This window comes from Pseudarthrobacter sp. fls2-241-R2A-168 (assembly GCF_030209335.1).
Taxonomy (GTDB): Bacteria; Actinomycetota; Actinomycetes; order Actinomycetales; family Micrococcaceae; genus Arthrobacter.
Genome location: NZ_JARVSG010000004.1, coordinates 170,143 through 192,711 on the forward strand (window position 1 = coordinate 170,143; position 22,569 = coordinate 192,711).

The following is a 22,569-nucleotide window of genomic DNA, read 5'->3' on the forward strand; positions in this document are numbered from 1 at the left end:
TAGCTCGCGTATCGCGGGCAACAGAAGGACGCCCAATATACTGCCCGACGGAACGAACGAGCAACGGTTCTCCGCATATGGCCCGAGACAGGCTTACAATCAATAGGCAGGTAGCCAAGCCAAAAGAGTAATGTCCAAGTTCAGTGGGTGCAAGAAATTGTGCAGCAATTACGAAAGTTAATAGGCCGCTTGCGCTGACAATCCCTTGGTCTATGAAACCAAGCAGTAACCTACCTTTTGCCGAAGCACCCCGAACGCGCATATGAGACGCGTCTTTAATCGCCTCTTGCAAATCATGCCGATTGTTAGTCGGGCTTTTCATTTTTTTCCAAGCCCTACGGCTTGCTGAAGTGACGAAACAATCGCCCTGCGACTAGAACGCACCTCATCACTAGCGCGGGCTACAGAGGCGTCATAATGATCCCGTAATTCTTCATTCTCCAACAGATCCTGGGCTAGGCGTCTCACCTGCTCAGGATCAAAGTCATGTACGTTAAAAACGTACTCACTCAATCCGAGATCAGAAAAGGCGCCGAATCCTTTACGTTCATAGGATAGGTGGATAACGTAATGGCCGGCTCGAAGAGCCATAAGAGCCGCGTGAAGGCGCATGGCTACAACCACCTTGGCTGAAGCCGGCCGAAGCATGAGAGAAGCTTGGTCGAGGACCTTCCGGGGAAGGAGCGAGTGTACGGCACGAGTGTCATCATTCCCGCCCACGGTGCTTTGAATGAAGCTGTCTACAACTCCCATCTTGGCCCGCAGAACGTAAACTGCCTCAGGAACACTTCCGCGGTGACTTCGAACCGATAGGACTACCGGATCGTTTTGGCCAAAAGGTAGATAAGTGCGCTTCATCCCTAAAATTGCAAGATCAGGTGATCGTGACACGTCCGCGTCAGCAAACTCTTTCGCACTTCGATCATCGCGCACCCATACTGTACCTATTCTTCTTAACAAGGCGGCCATGAGACCTCGGCTACCAAGTCGGGCGGGCCCGATGCTTTGAGGAAGGTAGACGCTTGGAGTCTTGCTGCGGGCCACTTGCATGAGCTGTGGCCCCATGACTAGGCCTGTCTTCAGCAGTTCGAGGCAATTTCCAGCTCGAAGGTATCCGCCCCCAACTCCCACGACGACATCAAAGTCGCGAAACCTGGATCGAAGAAGAGATACATATTCCTTGTCGTAACCCCGACTAGTGGGCTTTGTACCAACAACTCTAACGCCCAGATGACTGAAAGATTCTGGGTAGGAGGCCAGGATTGTTAAGCACACCTCACTTCCGAAGGCTTCCTTAATAAGCTCGATGCTTTCATGTACAAGCAGACCGTCGCCGCTGTTTTTGGCACTATAACCATGGGCTATCAATACGCGCTTCACTGAAGTAGCTCCCCGTAAACTTCTAGGTGCGCCTGCACACTCTTGTCCCAACTGAAGCGGCTTGCCCAGTCTTGCCCTTCCACCGGTGCCTGAATCATCCAGGAAGTGTCTGCGAGTGCCGAGGCTAGAGAGTCCGCGATGCTAGCCCTGTCGGTACCATCCATGATTCTGGCGGGGCCACTAACCTCTGCTAGTGAGCCCTTATCCGTCGTAAGTACTGGTGCCCCGGCGGCCATGGCCTCTAGGATCGGAAATCCAAAACCTTCGTAGAGACTCGGAAACACAAAGATCGAGCACCTTTGCATGAGTGCACGCCTATCATCATCGCTCACGAACCCGAGGTAGATTACCTTCGAAGATGACTCTATAGCTTCCATGCTTTCCTGATAGTTCCACGCGGGGCGCCCAGCAATAACTAATGGAATGGAGGAAGAACAGGAAGAAATGCGATTTACGGCTTCTACAAGTTCGACAAGGTTCTTGCGAGGCTCGATATTGCCAAGGTAGAGAACGAACTCGGCGGGGAGCTTCCTTGCGATTTCCTCAGACAGGACAGATTCTGAGGCAAAGGCCGTCGTGTCAATACCATGATGGATCACAACAATATCTTCTCGCGGGACATTAAAAACAGCGGAGATGTCGTCCGCGCTTGATTCTGAAACCGTTATTATTCGGCGAGTATTGCTGATGGCAGAAGCAACGCGCTGACGCCAAATAAATTCTTGACGAGACGTCCTGGCCGTGGAGATCCAGCGACTTGCAACACCGTGGACTGTGACCACGGAGGGACCCCGAGTGGGAAGGAAGGGTCCAGTGTCTGCAACGTAATGAAGTATTCGGTCTTTGACTGGTGCCCTCAAAGCCTCTCGGGTCTCGAGGAGCGTGGTGTGGGCAGGATGTTTTCCGGCACGGATTCTCCCCACTAGAATGCCGCGCTCGTAAAGGCCCCTTGCTATATTTCGGGCATAAGTTGTATTCCCGCCGACATTACGATCAAGTATTCTCTCCGGCATCAAGACATGCATGTAAGCGTCCCCCTTAAAATGGATATATTCAATTGCGATATCGCTAGGACTTGAGGTGAATGTGCATCTGCACGGAATCCAGATCGATATAGACAAATCCGCAAGGCATCTTGGATGATCATCAACGTTTGCCAATGCACCCTCAGACAACCTGCCGTTAACACTAAGCACCCCTTCACGACAAAAGAGGCCTGGCGTTGCTGAGAATGAGTCATCGAGACGCTTCACAGCATCAATTTTCAGCATGATTCGCGGGCGAGGCGATGAAAGGTTGGATGCTGCCGAACCAACTCACTTTCTCCCAAACGCAGCTGCCCCTTTTTTGAAATGATGATCTCATGGCAGTTTCTTCACTCTGGCGGAGATGTTTGCCCGCTAGGAATCTTCAGACCCTATCCGCGACGTCGAAGCAACCAATTCGGACGTAGTGCGAGAAATCACGTCGTTCTTCAGAGTTACCTACTCGTGGCCCGAAATCCGGCTGAGTGACTTCGGATAGTTTGATGGCTCCCGGGAGGCTAATGTTCCCTGTGGCGTCTTTTCACGAGAGTATCTCGAGAGCTCAGTCTTTTCGGCCTTGACGCCTCGCCTTCTGGTTGGGCGGTCTCCGGAAGCCTGAGCGGTGTCCTCGCTGGTGTAGTAGGTGTAGGAGTACGCGTCCGGGCCTTTATTGGGCAGACGGTTAAGCACGATTCCCAGAATTTGGACTCCAACCATATTGAGTGCCTGAAGCGACCGTTCAAGGTCGTGACGCTTAACTTTTTGAACGCCAGCTACGACGATTGCCCCGCCGGCGCGCTGGGCCAGAACCGCTGCATCAGTAACTGGCAGTAGTGGCGGAGCATCAATGATCACCACATCGAATGTCTCTTCCAGCCTGTCAAGAAGATTGCTCATTTGAGCCGACCCCAATAGCTCACTGGGGTTTGGGGGTATGGGCCCGGAGGTGAGGACATACAGGTTGTCCTCACCCCATGCCTGAAGCATGTCATTGACATCGGCAGCCCCGATGAGAGTGTTAGTCAGGCCGGCGTTGCGATCCAGACCCAAGTAGTCGTTTACCATAGGTCGGCGGAGGTCGGCATCGACGAGGCAAACACTTTGACCACCTTGCGCGAGGGCGATGGCAAGGTTAGTCGCCGTTGTGCTCTTCCCTTCGCCTGGAAGCGATGAGGTCACCAGCACGGATCTTGCTGCTCCGGAGACATTGGCAAACTGCAGATTGGTACGCAGTTGGCGAAAGGACTCTGCCCTGGGCGAGTGGGGCGAGATCTGTGAAAGTAGGGGGCGCGTGTTCGCCTCCGCATCGAAGGCAATACCGCCCAGGACTGGGGCGTCAGTGACACGACGAAGGTCGGCTTCCCCTCTTATCTTCGTGTCCATAGCGGCACGAAGCACGGCAGCCAAGATACCGGCGATCAGGCCAAGAAGCGTGCCGAGGATCAGCATCAGCTTGGTGTTGGGGGCAGAAGGCTGCGTAGGCGCTGTTGCCGGCGTTACTACAGAGAGCCGGACAGGGGATTCTCCGCCGGCCCGAGGTCTTTCGAGGGTTTCTACGGCCCGAACCAAGCTTTCCCCGACAGCCTGCGCGATGGCGGCAGCCTGCACAGGTGACGTGTCCGTGGCTGTAATGGTGATCAGCACGGTATTAAGGTCAGTGCTGGCTTTGATCTTTTGGGCTAGTTGGCCAGAATCAGAGCCAAGCCCCAACGATTCGATCACAGGCTGCAGGACAACCGGGGTGCTAACCGTCTTGACATACGACTGCACCCTCGCTTGTGTGAACGTATTTCCTTGCTGCAGTTCCTGGATGCTTCCAGAACTTTGAGTTGCTACGAAAAGCTGCGTACTCGCCGTATACGAAGGCTTGGTGAGGAGTACGGAAGCGCCAGCCAGGAGGAGACCCACCGCTACGCAAGCCGAAATCACAATCCAACTACGCCTTAGAACTTGAAAGTAGTCGCGTAGGTCCAAAACGGGTCCCCCTGGCCTCTCGTCTGGAGACCTGCCTTGGGCACGCCACCAGAACGGCAATATTCGTGCGGTCCAGAACATTGTACCTATCAGCTCGGCGCCGGAAGACCTGTTCGACTTTCGACCACATGCCACTCAACACAACTGCAACAATCCAGTCGAAATGGCCACAAACATAGTTCTTTGTGACAGCGGCGGGCCCATCTCCTCACGCTTTGACCCGCCAGTGATCATTCGACTTGGGCTACGAGCTGGACGGGCTGCCTGTACCCTGGCTTTCCGTTCGACTTGCCGAAGACTGGCACCGCCGGGCTCGTGAAGATCTCCGTGATGCCTGCTGCGGATGGTTGGCTAGCAGCGCGGGAATTGCGGATGGCAAATCAGCCAACGTCTTGTGCGATGTGGTCGCGTAATTGTCAAAAGGAGCGTCCTGCTATGCCAGGAACGATTGACTAGATTTGTCAAACAAATTGAAACGTGGTTGGGTTCATTGGAAAGGTATCACTACTGACCAATGGAGGCTGTCGTGGCTTTTTCCGACTACGCCCTAGCGCTGAGCGCCTTGCTGGGCACTCTGCTGGTACCGTTCGTTATCCTGTATCACTTGCTGCGGCTTAAGCGTCGTGGAGTCCGGATTCCCGTCCGCCCAGTCCCCCGAGGTAATAAGCGCTAGCCATGCCGTATGTTGACATCAATCCTCATAAAGGCCGTCCCAGGTGGCAGGGTTACGCCGTCCTCGTGATTCTTCTTGTCCTCGCAGCAGCGGTGGTAGCGGCTGCGCTTACCCGCATCTGACCCGGCCTTTGCAACAAAGCCCATAGACTTAGTGTTTGAACCAGTGCTGCAGAACCTTTTGCCGAACGTCCTGGGGGGACACTCATGCCCGATCCGGCGGATCAAAACGCACGCTCCCATGCAACGGATGCAGGGCAGCCGCAGCCGCGCCGACGCCGCGACCTTCGTCGCGCCGACGGCTCGCCGCGGGATGCCTGGACAGGAACCATGCCAGCTGTAACACCGACCCTCTCAGTCCAGCCCGACGGTGAGCCGTTGACGCGCCGCACCTCCTGGGCGGACGCGGCCGCTGCAGCGGATGTTGGAAAGCCGGCTGCCCCCAGCCGGCCACCGGTATCGGCGCAGCCTGCCTCGCCAGATACCATCTCCTCAGTACCGAATCCAGGAGACGCAGCCGGGCCGGCTCCTACCCCCGCTCCCGCTGAATCGCCTGAATTCCGCCGCGTTCGACCGACTGTCGCCGACACCATCGCCGAAAGCCCAATGCCGGACTTCATCAGCTCACCTGGGCTATTCGTCAAAGAACAGAAGCCTCGCCCGGTAGGTGGGTTTCGTGGGGCCCTCTATAAAATGACTGGCGGCGCGTGGAACCTGGGACCGGGTGCCAAGCAGCGCCAAGAAGACGATTTGGCCCGACGCATTTCGCGTCAGCTCCAAGGCAGCTATAACACAGCGATCCTGAGCCTCAAAGGCGGCATCGGCAAGACCTCGACCACGGTCGGTGTTGGCCTAACCTTGGCCGAATACCGGGGAGATGCTCCCTGTGCCATCGATGCCAACCCTGACTCGGGTGATCTTGTGGAACGTGCACTCGGCGAAGGCATTTACCAGCAAGCCAGCCCCCGGACCATCACGGACCTGTTGGAGAACATTGAGTCGATTGATTCGCTTACTGCCCTCGCCCGATACATGCATCACGCCGGTAGGTTGCATCTGATCGCGGGGGAGCAGGATCCGGAGGTTTCGGATTCGCTCACCGCTGCTGAATATTTGCGTATCCGAAAGCTCATCTCCAGCTACTACTCGGTTGCATTGACTGACTGCGGGACTGGGGTCACACATAATGCCATGAGCGGGATCCTTCAGTCCGCGGACAACTTGGTAATTGCTGCTGGCTACGCCGTCAGCGGCGCCAAGCGCGCACGAAGCACGCTGCACTGGCTGGCAAGCCACGGGTACGAGGACCTGGCTCGCAACGCCATCGTGGTGATCACTGACAAGGACGAAGTCTCCTCACGTGTGGACAAGGACGCTATCGAGGAGCACCTTTCGGGCATTTGCCGGGAGTTGATCGCCGTTCCGCATGACCGTGGCGTTGCAGATGGTGACCTAGTCACCCTGGACGTGCTGAAGCCCGAAACCCGACGTGCCTACAAGGAGATTGCTGCCGCAATTGTCGACGGGTACCGGTAGGAAATCCCGCTTTCTTGCCCTGACTGATATCTGTCCTCTGCCTGGATGCTGCACAGATCTTGACCCAACTTATAGCCGAGCCTTCGGCCAATGCTGAGCTTGTATGGGTAGCTTGGGTCCATCAGGCAGGACAGCAGGGGAGGGGCAACGGAAATGACTATCACCGAATATGCAGTAGCGCTGGGCGGAATGCTGGCATCACTAGCGGGCGTGGGACTTCTGGCCGCAGGATTCATCAAAGCAAAAGCGCGCCACTGACCTAGCGCGTATCCAGATCCTCGAACACCAGGAAGGTCTGGGTGTCGAGTACTCCGGGCATGGACTGCAGTTGGTCGAAGATGACCCGCCTCAGGTCTATGTTGTCCACGGCGCGGACCAGCAGGATCACGTCGAAATCGCCGCCCACCAGGGCCACGTGGTGCACCTCCGGGATCGCGCCTAGCTGGTCGCGGAGTTCGCGCCAGGCATCCTGCTTCAGCTTTAGGGTCACGTAGGCGGAGGACCGGAGCCCGGCCTTGATCGGGTCCACCAGCGCCGTGAACCGGGACAGCACGCCCTCGCTGGTAAGCCGGCCGATCCGGGTGTACGCGTGCGCACGGGAGATGTGGACGTTCTCGGCAACCTGGGTCACGGACATCCGGCCGTCCCTGGTCAGTTCAGAAATGATCCTGCGGTCGATGTCATCCAGCGGGACTGGCTCAGTCCGCGCATCCCTGCTTGCCATTGTCCACAACGCCTGTCAGTCAGCGAGCTCACATCTACAATTCGTCTCTCAGTGTAGATGAAAGCCTTCAGACGTCTGCAGTTCCAACCGAAGCTGAATACGAAAGTTCACGCGGATCCACACTGGGCGTACAGAGTGGCTTCGTAGAGCAGATCGCAGGCGACCTCGGAAAGCCACCCACCACCAAGGCAGCCAGCCAAGAACCAGATGCGGGCTTGCCGGCCAAGCGGTCAGGAGCGCGGGGCGGCGGACTCGCTGCGGAGGGCATCGTGCCGTTCCGCTTCCCTGCGGATGAAGTCGCAGTCGCTGGGGGAGAGGACAGTTTCACCGTGCCGGTCCTGTTCCAACTCCACTCCCGTGGCCTTGCTGATCGCTGCCACCACGGCCCGGGGGAGGATCACGCACCCGGGATTATCCACAAACCACTGCCGCGTTTCCGTATCCAGCCGGTCCCACAGCTTTTCGATCCCCATGACGGTTTCTCCCACCCATTGTGATTCCCGTGTATGAAATGCCGCCCCGGTCCCGCAAGCCGAGGCGCTTGTTTCCACCGCCCCATCTTCCGCAGCTACGGTCACCGCGAAAGGTGATGGAAAGGCGGAGGAAACCTCGTTGTCCCCTCCGCGTCCATCCCCGCTCCAAGAACCCCCAATAAGGGCAACCCCTGCCACTTGGTGCGAAGCCTTCACCCTGTGATCGACAGGAGAAGAAACTCAATAAATTGGACGAATTGACGTTTTCGTCAACTCACTTAAAAAGTCTCGTCCTGAGGCAGGCCAGAGGTCAACGCAATTTTTTGTCAAGGCCGGTGCACGGTCCGAACGAAGGCTGGCCACGGCGGGCCCGGGGCGGACAGTCAGGCCTGTCCGGGGACCTGCAAGAATCAGTCGTCGCTGCTGTCCTCGCCTGTGCGCAGTTCTTCCAGCGCGGCTTCCAGAAGCGTGATTCTGCACGTACGGGCCACCGTGATGAGCCGGCCGGCCGCCGCCTCCGGGCTGCAACCGGTCCGCGCCGCCATCGCCTGGCAGGCGTCCGCGATCACCGAACGCGAAACCAGTGCCGCTTCCGGCGCCGAAAACCGCTCGCCCCACAGGGACGAGAACGGCTGCACCTCCGGCGTGGGGCCCAGGGAACTGACCGCTTCCCCTGTCCGCGCCTGAAGCACTGACCTGGCAGCAACCAGCAGCTCGGCAGCCTCCGGGTATGCCAGCCGATAGACCAGCCGGCCGCTGGACCGGAGGCATTTGATCAGGTGCTGCCCGCGCATCTGGGTCAGATGCCGGGACAGGTGCGAGGGCTTCAGCCCCGTGCCGTCACACAGTTCAGGGATGGTGCACTCACCCTGGGTGAGCAGCTCCAGGATCTGCGCCCGGGCCGGGTGTGCCACGGCCTTGAACAGCTCCGCCGCAGCATCCATCGATGAGCCGGCGTGCCCGTCCGGAACAGGTTCCATTGCAAGGCCCTGGTGGCTCTCCGTCTCCAAGTCATAGCTGCTCATGCGCGTCGCTCCTTCGGGCCGTGTATGCCATTATCCTCCGCCATCCGGTCCGCAGACCCACAGAGCCGCCCCCTGTACATCCATGTGTGCCCCCTTGCATGTCCAATTTGTCCATAGCCAGCGTCAGTAAGCCGGCTCACAATGACAATTCGTCTCCCGGCGAAGGCAGAATCAAGCAGCTTCTCCACGATTCCTCCAGATGCTGGATACGAAACCTGCTGCGGGCAGATACTGGGAAGGAATAGTGGCAACAGAAGGACGGAACAATGACGATCTCCGCAGACCACGCCGCACGCGAGCATGCCAGCCCGGTGCCGGCAGAGGACGCCCTCACCGAGGCCGCCAAAAAGTTCGGCATCACAGCCGAGGATTACATGCTCCCGGCCCGGCACCAGATCGAGATGGTGGACCCGGAAGGCCGGCTCTTGCCCGAAGGTGAGCAGGGCACCGAACCCGGCCACGAGTACCCCCTGCCCGGCGATGAGGAACTCCTGGCCGCGTACGAACAGCTCGTCGTCGGCCGCCGCGTCAATGACCAGAACTCGGCACTGGTCCGGCAGGGCCGCATGGCCGTCTACCCGTCCAGCCACGGCCAGGAAGCCTGCCAGGTGGCGGCCGCCCTGTGCCTGTCCGAGGGCGACTGGATGTTCCCCACCTACCGCGACGCGGTGGCCGTGATGACCCGCGGCGTGGACCCCGTGCAGGTGATGACCATCTTCCGCGGCGACTGGCACGGCGGGTTCGATCCCCTCGAGCACAAGGTGGGCATCCAGTGCACGCCGCTGACCACCCAGCTGCTGCACGCCGTGGGCGTGGCCCACGCCGCCAAGCTCCGCGGCGAGGACACCGTGGTGCTGGCCATGTGCGGCGACGGCGCCACCAGCGAAGGCGACTTCCACGAGGCCCTGAACTTCGCCGCCGTCTTCCACCTGCCCGTCATCTTCTTCGTCCAGAACAACAAGTACGCCATCTCGGTGCCGCTGGCACACCAGTCCGTGGCGCCGTCGCTCGCGCACAAGGCCGTGGGCTACGGCATGGCCGGCGAACGCGTGGACGGCAACGACGTCGTCGCGCTCCTCGCCGTCCTGGACCGGGCCGTTGCGCTCGCTCGGGAGGGTTCCGGTCCGCTGCTGGTGGAGGCCAACACGTACCGCATGCAGGCCCACACCAATGCCGACGACGACACCCGCTACCGGGAGAGCGCTGAAGTTGCCGAGTGGCGGGCGAAGGACCCGGTGAACCGGATGCGCGCCTACCTGACGGACCGTGGCCTGCTGGACGATTCCGTGGAGGCGCGGATTGCTTTGCACGCCGAAGCGGTGGCCACCCAGCTGCGCGAAGGCCTCAGCGAGGACGTGCCGGTGGATCCCCAGGAGCTCTTCCGCCACGTCTTCGCCAAGCAAACGCCGCAGTTGAAGGAACAGTCCGCCCTGCTCGCCGACGAACTGGCCCGCGACGCAGCATCTACCGAGGAGGCCGGCAAATGAGCCCCACCATCACCACCTCATCCGAGGCCAACGGCAATGTTTCCGCGGCTACCGCCCGGGCAGCCGCCTCCGCCGCTGCATCTGCCGAAGCCGCCGGCCCGCAGCCGGTCACCCTTGCCAAGTCGTTGAACACCGCTTTGGTTGACGCGATGCAGGCCGACCCGTCCGTCCTGGTGTTCGGCGAGGACGTGGGGACGCTGGGTGGAGTGTTCCGGATTACCGACGGGCTCACTGCAACCTTCGGGGAGCAGCGCTGCTTCGACACCCCGCTGGCCGAGTCGGGCATTGTGGGCATGGCCGTGGGCATGGCCATCAACGGGATGCGCCCGGTGATCGAGATGCAGTTCGACGCGTTCGCCTACCCGGCGTTCGAGCAGATCGTCAGCCACGTGGCCAAGATGCACAACCGGACCCGCGGGGCGGTGAAGCTGCCCATGGTGATCCGGGTGCCCTACGGCGGCGGCATCGGGGGAGTGGAGCACCACTGCGATTCCTCCGAGGCCTACTACGCCCACACCGCCGGCCTGAAGGTGTTCACCCCCGCCACCGTGGCGGACGGGTACCGGATGCTCCGCGAGGCCATCGACTCGGACGATCCCGTGGTGTTTCTGGAGCCCAAGAAGCTGTACTGGTCCAAGGACCTGGTGGACTTGGCTGAGCTGCGGTCCTCCTACGTGGAAGGCACGACGGCGGGCCTCGCCACTGAGGGGCGCGCCGCCGTCGCGCGTCCCGGCACTGACGCGACGCTGATCGCCTATGGTCCGTCCGTCCCCACCGCGCTTGCCGCCGCCGAGGCGGCTGCGTTGGAGGGGCGCTCGCTGGAAGTCATTGACGTGCGGACCATTGTGCCGTTCGACGACGCGACGGTGTGTGAGTCGGTGCGGAAGACCGGCCGGGCTGTGGTGATCGCCGAGGCGCACGGCTTCGCGTCCGTGTCCTCCGAGATCGTGGCCCGGGTCCAGGAGCGCTGCTTCCACTACCTGGCCGCCCCCATCCGGCGCGTCACCGGGTTCGACATCCCGTACCCGGCGCCCAAGCTTGAGAAGTACTACCTGCCCGGCGTGGACCGCATCCTCGACGCCGTCGACGACCTTCAGTGGGAGAACTGACTATGAGTGAAGCGCGTGTGTTTTTGTTGCCGGACCTGGGCGAGGGGCTGACCGAAGCCGAGCTGGTGTCGTGGCACGTTTCGGTGGGGGACACGATTACCGTGGACCAGCCGATTGCCGAGGTGGAGACCGCGAAGTCCACGGTTGAGGTGCCGTCGCCGTATGCCGGCATTGTGGCGGAGCTGCACGGGCAGCCGGGGGAGACCCTGGACGTGGGGAAGCCGCTGATCTCGGTGACGCCGGTTGAAACCCAGCCCGAGACCAAGCCCACTGAGACTGAACTGGGCGACCCGGTGGCCGCCATGGATGATGCCGCCCCCGTCCCTTCGCCGGACGGCAATGCTGCAAGCAGCATGCCGTCCGGCTCCGACAGGCCCGATGCCGCTCCCGGAGCGCCATCATCCGCGTCGGCTGTTGCTGAGGCGGCAGCCGAGACCTACCGGGAAGAAGAGAAAGCCGGGTCCGGGAATGTCTTGATCGGGTACGGAACTCCGGGTGGCCATGGCGTTGCTCGGCGCACTCGCGCTCGCAAGTCATCCGTTGCGGTGGTTGAGCCTGTCGAAACCAAAGCGGCCGAAACGAAGGACCTCGACGACCTCTCCCTCCTGCGCACCCGCGTCCCCGGCAAGCTCGGTGCCGTGATCTCTCCGTTGGTCCGTCGTATGGCCCGGGAGCACGGCGTCGACCTCGGCGAGCTGCCCGGCTCCGGCGAGGGTGGCTTGATTATGCGCAAGGACGTGGAAGCAGCCATCCACACACCGGAGGTTGAGCCTGTCGAAACCAAACCGCGGCCGTCGGTTGAGCCTGTCGAAACCAAGCAAAGCCCGGTGGTTGAGCCTGTCGAAACCCAGGGCCGCGACGCCCGCACTGGCCTCACCATCTCTTCCCGCACACCCGTGAAGGGAGTGCGCAAGGCCGTTGCTGCGACCATGACGCGCAGCCGGTCGGAGATCCCGGAGGCCACCGTCTGGGTGGATGTCGACGCCACTGCCTTGGTCGAGCTTCGCAAGGAACTCAAAGCCGGCGGCTCTGAAGTCCCGGGCCTCCTCGCATTTATTGCCCGCTTTGTTACGGTTGGGCTGAAGAAGTACCCGGAACTGAACACCCGGATCGAAACCGCGGACGACGGGTCGCAGGAAATTGTCTCGTTCGCCGGCATCAACCTCGGCATTGCGGCCCAGACCGACCGTGGCCTCGTGGTCCCGTCAGTCCGCGCCGCGGAGAAGCTGACCGCCAGGGAACTGGATGCGGAGATCCGCCGGCTGACCGACGTCGCGCGCCAAGGCAAGGCCACCCCCACGGAGCTGGGCAGCGGCACCTTCACGCTCAACAACTATGGAGTGTTCGGCGTGGACGGCTCAGCGGCGATCATCAACCACCCTGAGGTTGCCATCCTCGGCGTCGGGCGGATCATCGACAAGCCGTGGGTAGTGAACGGCGAACTGAGAATACGCAAGGTCACCGAGCTGACGCTCACGTTCGACCACCGCGTCTGCGACGGCGGCACAGCTGCCGGCTTCCTCCGCTTGGTGGCCGACGCCATCGAAAACCCGAACAGCCTCCTGGCAGACCTTTAACTTGCGGAGGAAAAGGATGTTGTAAGGAGCCTTCTCCGGAGACTACCAACTGGTGAGCGATGGCAGCGGCGCTTCACCCATCGTTCGTAACCCTTATCATTAGGGCAGGTCTCAATACATGGGGGAAGCATGGCGCAATCGACGCTGACCAAAAACCGCCCTTCAAACGCAGGGAAAACCGCGTCCCACGCTCGGCGTCTAGACATTCAGGGATTACGAGCCGTCGCGGTTCTCGCCGTTGTTGCCAACCACCTGACCGGATACCCAGGTGGCGGCTTCGTCGGCGTTGACATCTTCTTTGTTATCTCGGGTTTCGTGATCACGCTCGGCCTTGTGCGGGAGCATGAGACAGCCGGGCGAGTGTCTTTCAGGGACTTCTATTTCCGGCGCGTGGCGCGCATCCTTCCCGCCGGCATCCTTGCCATCGTCGTGACGGTCACGGTCAGTTACTTTGCGTTCTTCACGGAGCGCGCCAATGGCATCCTGCAGGACGGGCTGTGGGCGATGTTCTTCTCCGCCAACTGGCGCTTCGCTCTGACAGGCACCGATTACTGGTCTGAGGACGCACCCATCTCGCCGCTCCAGCACTACTGGTCCCTTGGCGTTGAGGAACAGTTCTACTTCGTGTGGCCCTTAGTGCTCGTCCTGGTGCTGGGAATGGCAGTCAAGGTGGGTGCTCCAATTGCCAGGAGACGCATCATTCTCGCCGTAGTTTTGGCCGCGCTGACTGCTCTGTCTTTCGCCTGGGCAATCTTGGAGACAAAGGACAACGCTGCGTGGGCTTACTTCTCAACGCCTTCCCGCACGTGGGAGCTGGGTGTTGGTGCCCTCCTTGCGGTTCTGAATCCACTGTTTAGGCAGATTGGCCCAACCTTCCGGCTTGTCCTCGGGTGGGTGGGTATCGTCGGGATCACCGCGAGCATTGCCATCATCGCTAAGTCCTTCACGTTCCCAGCGCCGTGGGCGGCCCTCCCCGTCGTTTCAACTGCTCTGGTCATCATCGCTGGCAGCGGCAGCCCGGTCGCAGGCTTCAACTTCCTTACCAACAAGGTCAGCGCTTATATCGGCAACGCCTCGTACTCGCTGTACCTTTGGCACTTCCCCGTCATTATCATTGGCGGCGCCCTCTGGCCTGCCAAGGACGTCACGTTCTACGTGGTGATGGTTGTGCTGATGGCGTTCCTGGCAGCGTTGTCGTATGAGTACGTTGAGAAGCCGACGCAGAGTCGGCTGACCGCGATGTATAAGGCCAATTCTTGGTACGCGCGCCGGAAGCAGACGGGTCCGCAGATGGACTCGAAACATCAGCTCTTCGGTCTAGCTTCTTTGGTAGTCGCGACCGCGGTAGTCGTCCCCCTAGCGGTTCAACACTCTGCTCCGGTTGAGGCGTCTTCTGTTCCGGTAACCTTCGGGACGCTGAAGCCATCGGCGCCCGTGGTGGAAACGAACGCCACGCGTCTTTCGGCCCAGATAGACACTGCCCTCACTGCTTCCGAATGGCCGGAATTATCACCGTCGTTGAGTAGCGTCCTGGCCGAGGGCAAGCCCGACGAGGACAGCGCCGGATGTGGCAGCACTGACCTGTTCAAGCCAACCTGCGTTTTCGGAACTGACAAGGCCGAGACAGCTGTGGTATTCGGAGACTCAACCGGCATTACGCTGCTTCCCACCGTTCGGGCTGCTATGGGCGATACCCATAACGTGCGGGGCATGACCAAGGCTGGTTGCACGATGCTGGACCTCGAAACGAAGGACGACAGGCCGGGTTTTATGGCCGAGTGTGCCGCATTCAAGGATGCGGCGATTACCGAGATTAACAACATTAAGCCGCAGGTCGTGTTCCTGACCAACACCTCCGGCCTTCTCGGGGCGCTTTCCTCCGGAGCGACTGGTGCCGCAGCGCAGCAGGAGTGGCAGACCGGGACGGCCGGCATGTTGGAGGCACTGAAGCCCAGCGGTGCTAAGCTCGTCATCGTCACGGCGCCGCCGTCCGGCAAGGCCCCTGCCGATTGCGCAAACCGCACCAGTACGCCGCGTGACTGCATGTACCAAATCCCCACCAGCTTCGTCGACACAGCGGCTGCCATGAAGACCGCTGCTGACGCTGCCGGTGCCAAGCTAATCGACACACGCAGCTGGTTTTGCAACGGCTCCGGATACTGCCCGTCGTTCGTGGGTAATACGCCCGTCAAGCGGGATACCGTGCACACGACGAAGCAGTACGCTGCGGCACTCGTCCCTGTGTTCAAGGACGCGCTGGCGACCTCCTAAGCGAAACCTTTTTACGGGATTGGCTCCAGCTTCAGCCAAGAACCGTTCTTCAGAATGGTCGGCGTGGGGTCAGCCGTATTCTGTGCCCACTTCATCGTGAGCGTGGCGAGGTCCAAGGTTTTTACAATGCCCGCAATTGGAACCGCAATGGGGGTGCCCGAAGCAGCCCCGCCCCACGCCTGAACAAAACCGGAAGATGCCTGCTGAGTTGTCACGCTCGAGATTCCAACGGACGACGTATGTGAAGAAGCGGGGCCTGTCCCGGCCCACTGAACCGTCCCGTTTGCTGCCGAGATACTTAGCTGCATCTTAAAGTCGCCATCCTGGCTCGCATCGAAAATGATCAATCCCGTCAGTGCATAGTTTGTTGCCGGCGCGAGGGCAATCGTCATGTCAGGGTCGCTCGACAGCACGGCGTCTGCGGTCTTGGAGGTGTCAGTGGGCTTGCGAACTACTGGCGATCGTGAGGCTCTAGTAGAGGTGTTCACTCGACTTGAGAAGCCGGGACTTCCGACCGTTCCCGGAATACGGTTGATGAACACATCCCCCCACGCGGCGGGGTCAATACTCAGGACGCTGTGGCTGGGAATTCCATTTGGGCCGAATGTGATTCGGTCAATTTCGTTGCCCTTGCTATTGGAGTCACCCTCGTTGCGGATTAGGGAAGCGGATGGAACAGCGCCACTTGTGGAGAACACGAGATTGTCGAATTTGGTACCAACAGCGCCGACATATCGGACGCCGTAAGCCTCGTTTGCGAGCTGGAGCGTGGTCGTTCCAGCAAATCGAGTGAGATGGGTGCGGGTAGTCGACGACAGACCTAGCCGGATGGCCTCACTAGCCGTACTGCCATTCGGGGATACATGTTCCATCCAGGTGTCGTGGAATGTTGAGCCGTAGCCGCCGTCAACCTTAATGCCGACCTCGTTCCAGCCGACCAGCGTTAGCCCGTAGCATCTAAGCTGCGCCTCCACGCGCCGCGACTCCACCCATACTCCGACGTTGTTATAGGCAAGCGTTGGGCTGTAGACGGTGTTAGTGTAGCCGGCGGCACGGATGGCGGTCTGATTCTGGAAAAGGTAGCCGCCGTGGACGTTGCAATCGCCCGATGAGCCGCCCACGCCGGGCCCTCCGTCGATACTACAGAACTCGATGCCCGTCGTGAGGTTGGAGAGGATGGGCTGCCAGATAGTCACGCGGTTGCACACGCGGTCCCAGCGTCCACCAAACGTGGAGATGTCGCCGCCAATGGCAATGCCCGTACCGTTCCCGAACGCCTCACTGTTGGACACATTGGCGTTGATGATCTGGCAGTCGGGAGACTCGACCTTCAAGACGGCCTTGCGTCCGGTCCGCCCAGAAACGTTAAGGCGCGCGCCCCTCTGGAAGCGGAGAATTTTCCGAGGGTTGAGAGCCGCGGACGACGGAGAGCCGATGGCGACAGTACCGCCCGTGGCATCCTGGTAGTTCCCCGCCAGGAGCACAACCTCGCCCGAAACCGCGTTGTTATCGGGTAGTTCATCCAGTGCAGCTTGGATGACAGCCAAGTCCCCGGTTCCGGTGCACACGTGATCGGCGCGGGCCTTGGCGCGCGGCGCCGAATCCGATGCTGCCACAGTCACACGCACCTCAGCCTTGCTGGCAAAGGTGGTAGAAAGATCAGGCAGTTGATCGGGAAGAAGCTTCGCAGTCGAGTCCAGGGTTGCGACGCCAGACGGTGAGCCCTTCTCCGCCACAGGGACGTATGTGTTTGGCGGCGTCTTGTCTCCAGGCGCAGCCGCAGCGCTGCCGGCAGCCAAAGCTGACACAGCTGAGGCGCCAGTGATCGCCGTTACGAGGGTGCCGAAGCGGAGTAAACCCCGGCGTCTGACGCCTCCGTAGTCTTGCACTTCTGCCGAACCAATATTTCCGATCTTGATGACCATACCCAGAAGCTATTTGGCGCAAGTCATACAAACCACAGTGGTAGTTACGCGTCTTGCTGGTAACCGAGTACTCATCCGGGGCTGGAGTTACTTGCGCCCGGTCTTGTTGGGCACTTGGTGGGCCGGGTGCGGGTCCCTATGGGGAGCACGTCATCGGCTCGGGAGAAGCCTTGGCAATTGGCGCCTGACTTTGCGGTGCTCGCGGTGATTGTCGTGGGCTTCATCATCGAAATGTGAGACTACGTTGCCATCCTCGCCCCGACGTGCGGGTTGGTCGGATCAGCCTTGGCACTTTGTGACGCCCCGCGACCGGACCTGAGGGTGATGCAGCCTTCGCCGAATGCCCGGTGGCTGATCAGAGCATAATCTGGTGGCCCCGGTGGGTTATCTCACCTACAGCGTCCGGCGCTAGGTTGAAGAACTCGTGGTCGGTGCTGTCGAAATCGAACTTTGCTTGACTTGTCCTACTATGGACTCTGTTCGCGCTGATGGGGCGCGCATTATATCTGGGGGATTCCAATGGCACATCGCCATGACGTGCTCGACCCGCCCAAAGTCAAAGGTCCTCGGCTGCTTGCTGGCCGCTACGCGCACATCGACGCAATGCGGGCCTTCGCCGTGCTCCTGGTGGTACTTCAACACGCGGGATTAACGTTCATCCCGGGCCCGTCCGGCGTGACGGTTTTCTTTGTCATCTCCGGTTTCGTCATCACAAGTATATTGATCAAGGAGCGCGTGCATTCTGCCTCCTTCAATGCTGGGGCCTTCTATGCTAAGCGCGCATTCAAGCTCGCACCACCGTTCATGGTGGCTATCCTTTTGCCCACGCTGCTTCTTGGGCCGATCCTAAAGACGTTCAACGTGGACTGGCCAGCTTTCCTGTCGCAGATCTTCTTCGCCTACAACTGGGTCCAGGTCGGAGCGAACCGCGAACCCACAAATCTATTGCCAGGGTCCCAAGTGGTTTGGAGTCTGGCTGTCGAAGAGCAGTTCTATATTGCCTTCGCGCTGCTTTGGCTGTTTCTGGTCCGGGGCCGGAACTGGCTCGCCGGGCTGCAAGTCGTCGCAGTGGTTGGTATTCTCGGGGCGACCTTCTGGCGGATGTGGCTCGTCTATGACGGAGCTAGTGACATCCGAATCGCCCGCGCCACCGATACTCGCATTGATGCGATCGGGTGGGGGATCGCAGCGGCAGTCATGGTCCATCTATGGCAGACAGGGCGGCTCGACGAACTCCGCCATCTCGGTAAGGACTGGGCACTTTTGCTCGGCGGGGCGTTTTTTGTCGTGGGCTTTGCGCCCCTCGGTTCAAATTATGAGATGACGTTCCGGTACACCTTCCATGCCCTCGCCGCATTGTTCGTGATCGTCTACGGCATGATACCGGGTAAAAGCGCGATCAAGGCTTGCTTCCAGTTAGTCAGCGCCTGGAAGCCCATAAATATCATCGGCCTCGCCAGTTACAGTATTTATCTCCTTCATTACGTCTTGCTCGACGTGATGAAGCCCACCCTTGACTTCCTGCCCACGATGCCCGAGGTCGCTGTCACAGTGGCAGTTGGAGTGGGCGCAGGGATTGGCTTGTATTACCTGGTCGAGGTGCCGGCACGTAAGCTTCAGCAGCGCATGAATTTTTGATGATTCTCCTTCACTTAGAATCAATGGAGTCTCAGTCAACGGGGGAACAAATGCCTACTCGAACTGCACATCGCGCCGTCCTGCGCAAGGCCGAGTTGGGCCAGCTTTACGAATTGGCCATCAGCATTCCATGGTGGCTGAACCCCGTCTGGCCGATACTCCTCGTTTCGGGGTCCATGGCAATAACAGCCGTGTTCCTCGACGATGCCGCATTTTCGTTGTGGCGAGTCCCAAAGTACCTAAACGAGGACTTATCCCTGACGTTGCTTTTGGCCATCGTGGCCACACTGGCCGGCACTTTAATCGGTACGGGAATGGCAGTGCGAGGCAGATCGATGACGCTGAAACTCAACGCGCGGCAAGTTGGATTCTTGCGCGTCGCGTATCGCGTCATGTTCGCCTTGGTACTCGCCGGATATGCGATCTGGATAGCCAGCGCCGTAATCCAAGGCGTGGGATTAGCCGACCTCATAGCCGTAGTGGATCGGGAGCTTGGCGCTATCCGCTCACTGAAAAGCAATGCCAAACCTATCGGTGGCCTCACGACAATGACGCAATTTGCTCCTGTAGTTGCCGTGATTGGGTTACTTCTTCAGCGTCTGGGAGTAGGCGGAAAGGCATGGGTGCTGCTGATTCTCCTCGCTGGCATTAGAACCATGTTCTATGCAGAACGCCTCGCCCTCATTGAAATCTGCATACCCGTCATGGTGATAGCAGCTGTCACTGTGAAGCCAGGCTCGCGCTGGCGTGGACTGGCAAGAATAGCACCGCTGATCGGGGCCCCCTTGATATGGGCCGTGTTCGCCATATCCGAGTACACGCGCAGTTGGGTCTACTACCAGACAATGACTACTTTGCCCTTCACGGAATGGGTTTCCGCACGGCTGGCCGGCTACTACGTTACCGCTTATAACAACAGCGCCATCTTCGCAACCGCGCATGCTGGTTCGGGCGCCGACCCGTACTTCAGCATCCCGGGCATATGGAACGCCCCCGGAGCGCCCCAGCACCCCGGTATATTCGGGTACGAACCCGAGGCCTGGTGGAAACAAACCCTCGGCACGATGGGGAACATCGAGTTCAACAATCAAGGTAGCTTCCTGGTTGCCTATGCCGAGTTCGGACTCATAGGGATGCTTGCCTTCTGGCTGGTCGTCGGCGTGATACTTGGCGCGTTGTACTCATCAATAGGCAAGAGTAGTGTCCCGTCGTTCCTCGCCTACGCGGTCGTCTTCGTAGGGGTGCTGGAGCTTCCTCGGTTCATATACTGGACAGAAGGCAGGGCCACCCCGATGGTGATTGCCTTGGTCGTAATCGGGCTCACCTACCCGCGGGCCAAATCGGATCTAACGCGCAAGACACATCTGCCCAAATGGGCGTCAGAACCAGCTGGTGAGCGGCTCCTGGCTAATCCCGAGCACTGACGGGCGCGCTCAGACTCTCGCTTCCCACATCATGTCGCGTGCCGCTGTCACTGCTGCTGCAACATCGACCTGGAACTGAGACGACGAATGCTGTTCGCGTAGGCATGGGCGGGTTCCGCACTCAGCCACGTAAGCATGACTACTGTAGGCGGGGTTGCGTTTGCATCCATGGCTGACGGTGATCCTCTACCGCCGGACGTGATGGTGGCGACGCCGTGGTTCTCGGCAACATCGATGCCATCATTCCGCATGGTCTCGCTGCTCGAGGTGTCGGTAGGACTCCCACGCTGCCTGCTTGGACATGCCGATAGAGCCCCCGATGCCCTCCCACGTGACTCCTGACGCGCGCGCAAGGCGCATTGAGTCCTCTCAGGGCACCCTTTCGCCTGGGCGACACGTAGAAACCGGTCCTTGATGACCTTCTCGCGATCGATTGTCTCCACGTCAAACCTTGGTGGCTTCACCCACCTCGCTGACGCAGCCTCTTCACGGCTGACCTCAAGAAGTACCCGGAGCTGAACACGCGGATCGAAACCTCGGCCGACGGGTCCCAGGAGATCGTCTCGTTCGACGGGATCAACCTCGGCATCGCCGCCCAGACCGATCGGGGTCTCGTGGTCCAGTCGGTCCGGGCAGCGGAAAAGCTGAGTGCCCGGGAGCTCGACGCGGAGATCCGGCGGCTGACCGACGTCGCGCGCCAGGGCAAGGCCACGCCCACCGAGTTGGGCAGCGGCACGTTCAACTGAACAACTACGGAGTGTTGGGCGTAGGCGGGTCGGCGGCGATCATCAACCACCCGGAGGTGGCCATCCTCGGCGTCGGCCGGATCATCGACAAGCCGTGGGTGGCGAACGACGAGCCGCCGTCCGGAAAGTCACCGAGCTGACGCTCACCTTCGACCACCGAGTCTGCGACGGGCCTATGACTTTGCGTGGCCTGACCAATGCGGGGGCTGTGGACGCCAGGCCGGTTCCGCCGATAGACACGAGAGGCTCAACCACCGGAGGCAACCGATGCCCGGCCGCGCCTCGCAATCTCTACTCGTACACCGGTCAGGGGAGTGCGCAAGGCTCTTGCCGCGACCATGACTCGCCCGTATGCCGAGTATGAGGTGGTGACGTCGTTCCCGAGAGATCTTGCCGCGTCTGACTGTTCGTCGTCGATTTGCACATTATGCCTACGACTACTGCGCTGGTTCCGGTTTCTTCACAGGAGATTTTTTCCATGGAAGCAGCGTGCTTGGATGTCAGGATGTTGCTCGAGCCCATGCGTGCTTCCCAGCGGCGAATGCCCTTAGACGAGGGACCGAAAGTACCGCAACGACCAATGTGGTCACCGGGGACCGGGGTCAACCTTTTCGGCCAATTCAATCGAACACTTACGACGTCTCGTATCCCTAGCGTTTCGAAACACCGAGGCTATGAGACACCAGATGGGTTCAGAGAAGGAGCCGGCGCCCGCAGGCCGGATCGCCTATCGCATCAGCCGGTCACTTGTCGGACCTGAACACAATTGAGTCGAAGATGGCGCGTGCCTCTCTCGTCATATCCGGATTGATCGATTCGGGGGGTTGGCCCACCGTGATCACGGCGCGTTCGCCGTTCAGGTCGACCACCCGGTAGGTTTCGCGCTCGCCCACATTTCTGTACGCGCGTCCGTCGCAGTCCTGCGCCAAATCCGAGTTGATGCATAACTTGCCGCCATCGCAGGCTGTGATGTCGACGTCGCTCTCGACGGCGTGGTCGAACTCGAAGCCGGAGTAGTCGCCCACCATGACCTTGACCGGAGGGGTGCTTACCGTTGACGCCTGCGCCGTCATCGCATCGACGAACGCCTCAGCCGTCGGATCCACCTGGACGAGCGCGCCGCTCCAGGCGCACGCGTCCGTCGGGACATGGGTGGCGGGCCAAAAAGTCACGGCGACATCCCATTCATCCGGGAGATCCGGGTCGTCCTTGCCCAGGCCCGACCCGTCGTACGTCACCCAGCCGTCTGGGACGGTGATCTCGAAGGGCACCGGGTAGCCGGTCACGAGGTAGGTGCCGGCGTCGATGACGCCGCTCTCCGGGAACGGTGCGACGGTGCGAGCCTCCGTAGTCGATGTGGGGGAGGGCGCCTCGGCGGCGGTGCACGCGGAGAGGCCAATGCACCCCAGCACTGCGACGGCGACACCGATCGGGTGTGAGCGCCCGCCGTGAGTGACGCGGGAGGGCCGGTTTGAAGTCCACATGTCAAGTCCTTTACTTCGATCCATGCAGCGCCGTGGCTGTTTCCACCAGTGAAGAACACGCCGGTATCAGCAGGATACCGGCGCCCAAAAACGCGGTAT

Annotated in this window: 15 protein-coding genes and 1 pseudogene; 8 read left to right on the top strand and 8 right to left on the bottom strand. The window is 60.3% G+C overall.

Annotated elements, in window-relative coordinates; translation table 11 throughout:
- Positions 1–318 precede the first annotated feature (318 nt).
- The 3 genes from QRN11_RS02765 to QRN11_RS02775 all read right to left on the bottom strand — a co-directional run bounded on the left by QRN11_RS02765 (position 319) and on the right by QRN11_RS02775 (position 4,439).
- Positions 319–1,380, bottom strand: a complete 1,062-nt coding sequence (locus tag QRN11_RS02765; RefSeq protein WP_285249778.1) for a polysaccharide pyruvyl transferase family protein — start codon at positions 1,378–1,380, stop codon at positions 319–321.
- Positions 1,377–2,651, bottom strand: coding sequence for a glycosyltransferase family 4 protein (locus QRN11_RS02770; RefSeq protein WP_285249779.1), 1,275 nt, complete (start codon positions 2,649–2,651; stop codon positions 1,377–1,379). Before QRN11_RS02770 ends, QRN11_RS02765 begins: the two co-directional genes overlap by 4 nt.
- Positions 2,652–2,864: 213 nt before the next feature.
- Positions 2,865–4,439, bottom strand: coding sequence for a tyrosine-protein kinase domain-containing protein (locus tag QRN11_RS02775; RefSeq protein WP_502935005.1), 1,575 nt, complete (start codon positions 4,437–4,439; stop codon positions 2,865–2,867).
- 819 nt (positions 4,440–5,258) lie between these two features.
- On the opposite strand from QRN11_RS02775, the gene QRN11_RS02780 reads away from it, so the two are divergent.
- Positions 5,259–6,587, top strand: coding sequence for a MinD/ParA family ATP-binding protein (locus QRN11_RS02780; protein ID WP_502935003.1), 1,329 nt, complete (start codon positions 5,259–5,261; stop codon positions 6,585–6,587).
- A 259-nt stretch (positions 6,588–6,846) separates the two neighbouring features.
- Here the strand turns inward: QRN11_RS02780 and QRN11_RS02785 are convergent, their stop codons facing one another.
- The 3 genes from QRN11_RS02785 to QRN11_RS02795 form a co-directional block, all read right to left on the bottom strand.
- On the bottom strand, positions 6,847–7,311 hold the full coding sequence (locus tag QRN11_RS02785) for an Lrp/AsnC family transcriptional regulator (protein ID WP_285249782.1): 465 nt from the start codon (positions 7,309–7,311) through the stop codon (positions 6,847–6,849).
- A gap of 230 nt (positions 7,312–7,541) precedes the next feature.
- On the bottom strand, positions 7,542–7,784 hold the full coding sequence (locus QRN11_RS02790) for a hypothetical protein (protein WP_285249783.1): 243 nt from the start codon (positions 7,782–7,784) through the stop codon (positions 7,542–7,544).
- A gap of 410 nt (positions 7,785–8,194) precedes the next feature.
- Complete coding sequence (locus tag QRN11_RS02795; RefSeq protein ID WP_285249784.1) at positions 8,195–8,809, bottom strand: ArsR/SmtB family transcription factor; 615 nt, start codon at positions 8,807–8,809, stop codon at positions 8,195–8,197.
- Between the two features lie 266 nt (positions 8,810–9,075).
- Here QRN11_RS02795 and pdhA point away from each other — a divergent pair, with 266 nt between their 5' ends.
- The 4 genes from pdhA to QRN11_RS02815 all read left to right on the top strand — a co-directional run bounded on the left by pdhA (position 9,076) and on the right by QRN11_RS02815 (position 15,253).
- Positions 9,076–10,296, top strand: a complete 1,221-nt coding sequence (pdhA, locus tag QRN11_RS02800) for a pyruvate dehydrogenase (acetyl-transferring) E1 component subunit alpha (RefSeq protein WP_285249785.1) — start codon at positions 9,076–9,078, stop codon at positions 10,294–10,296.
- Complete coding sequence (locus QRN11_RS02805) at positions 10,293–11,405, top strand: alpha-ketoacid dehydrogenase subunit beta (protein ID WP_285249786.1); 1,113 nt, start codon at positions 10,293–10,295, stop codon at positions 11,403–11,405. Before pdhA ends, QRN11_RS02805 begins: the two co-directional genes overlap by 4 nt.
- Positions 11,406–11,407: 2 nt before the next feature.
- Complete coding sequence (locus QRN11_RS02810) at positions 11,408–12,982, top strand: dihydrolipoamide acetyltransferase family protein (RefSeq protein WP_285249787.1); 1,575 nt, start codon at positions 11,408–11,410, stop codon at positions 12,980–12,982.
- A 129-nt stretch (positions 12,983–13,111) separates the two neighbouring features.
- On the top strand, positions 13,112–15,253 hold the full coding sequence (locus QRN11_RS02815; protein ID WP_285249788.1) for an acyltransferase family protein: 2,142 nt from the start codon (positions 13,112–13,114) through the stop codon (positions 15,251–15,253).
- An 11-nt stretch (positions 15,254–15,264) separates the two neighbouring features.
- Here the strand turns inward: QRN11_RS02815 and QRN11_RS02820 are convergent, their stop codons facing one another.
- A complete protein-coding gene (locus QRN11_RS02820; RefSeq protein ID WP_285249789.1) occupies positions 15,265–17,178 on the bottom strand; it encodes a hypothetical protein in 1,914 nt (637 codons plus the stop codon).
- Positions 17,179–17,697: 519 nt separating this feature from the next.
- Between QRN11_RS02820 and QRN11_RS02825 the strand changes: the two genes are divergently transcribed.
- The 3 genes and pseudogenes from QRN11_RS02825 to QRN11_RS02835 all read left to right on the top strand — a co-directional run.
- Positions 17,698–18,816, top strand: coding sequence for an acyltransferase family protein (locus tag QRN11_RS02825; protein WP_285249790.1), 1,119 nt, complete (start codon positions 17,698–17,700; stop codon positions 18,814–18,816).
- A gap of 113 nt (positions 18,817–18,929) precedes the next feature.
- On the top strand, positions 18,930–20,240 hold the full coding sequence (locus tag QRN11_RS02830; protein ID WP_285249791.1) for an O-antigen polymerase: 1,311 nt from the start codon (positions 18,930–18,932) through the stop codon (positions 20,238–20,240).
- Positions 20,241–20,728: 488 nt separating this feature from the next.
- A pseudogene (locus QRN11_RS02835) lies at positions 20,729–21,158 on the top strand (2-oxo acid dehydrogenase subunit E2); the annotation flags it as partial.
- 571 nt (positions 21,159–21,729) lie between these two features.
- Here the strand turns inward: QRN11_RS02835 and QRN11_RS02840 are convergent.
- A complete protein-coding gene (locus tag QRN11_RS02840; RefSeq protein WP_285249792.1) occupies positions 21,730–22,470 on the bottom strand; it encodes a hypothetical protein in 741 nt (246 codons plus the stop codon).
- Positions 22,471–22,569 lie beyond the last annotated feature (99 nt).

Bases quoted from the DNA above. Each gene is read 5' to 3' on its own strand.
- QRN11_RS02770 (WP_285249779.1), bottom strand. From the start codon at position 2,651: ATGCTGAAAATTGATGCTGTGAAGCGTCTCGATGACTCATTCTCAGCA.
- QRN11_RS02815 (WP_285249788.1), top strand. From the start codon at position 13,112: ATGGCGCAATCGACGCTGACCAAAAACCGCCCTTCAAACGCAGGGAAA.
- QRN11_RS02805 (WP_285249786.1), top strand. From the start codon at position 10,293: ATGAGCCCCACCATCACCACCTCATCCGAGGCCAACGGCAATGTTTCC.
- QRN11_RS02810 (WP_285249787.1), top strand. From the start codon at position 11,408: ATGAGTGAAGCGCGTGTGTTTTTGTTGCCGGACCTGGGCGAGGGGCTG.
- QRN11_RS02795 (WP_285249784.1), bottom strand. From the start codon at position 8,809: ATGAGCAGCTATGACTTGGAGACGGAGAGCCACCAGGGCCTTGCAATG.
- QRN11_RS02840 (WP_285249792.1), bottom strand. From the start codon at position 22,470: ATGTGGACTTCAAACCGGCCCTCCCGCGTCACTCACGGCGGGCGCTCA.
- QRN11_RS02785 (WP_285249782.1), bottom strand. From the start codon at position 7,311: ATGGCAAGCAGGGATGCGCGGACTGAGCCAGTCCCGCTGGATGACATC.
- QRN11_RS02820 (WP_285249789.1), bottom strand. From the start codon at position 17,178: ATGGTCATCAAGATCGGAAATATTGGTTCGGCAGAAGTGCAAGACTAC.
- pdhA (WP_285249785.1), top strand. From the start codon at position 9,076: ATGACGATCTCCGCAGACCACGCCGCACGCGAGCATGCCAGCCCGGTG.
- QRN11_RS02790 (WP_285249783.1), bottom strand. From the start codon at position 7,784: ATGGGGATCGAAAAGCTGTGGGACCGGCTGGATACGGAAACGCGGCAG.
- QRN11_RS02780 (WP_502935003.1), top strand. From the start codon at position 5,259: ATGCCCGATCCGGCGGATCAAAACGCACGCTCCCATGCAACGGATGCA.
- QRN11_RS02825 (WP_285249790.1), top strand. From the start codon at position 17,698: ATGGCACATCGCCATGACGTGCTCGACCCGCCCAAAGTCAAAGGTCCT.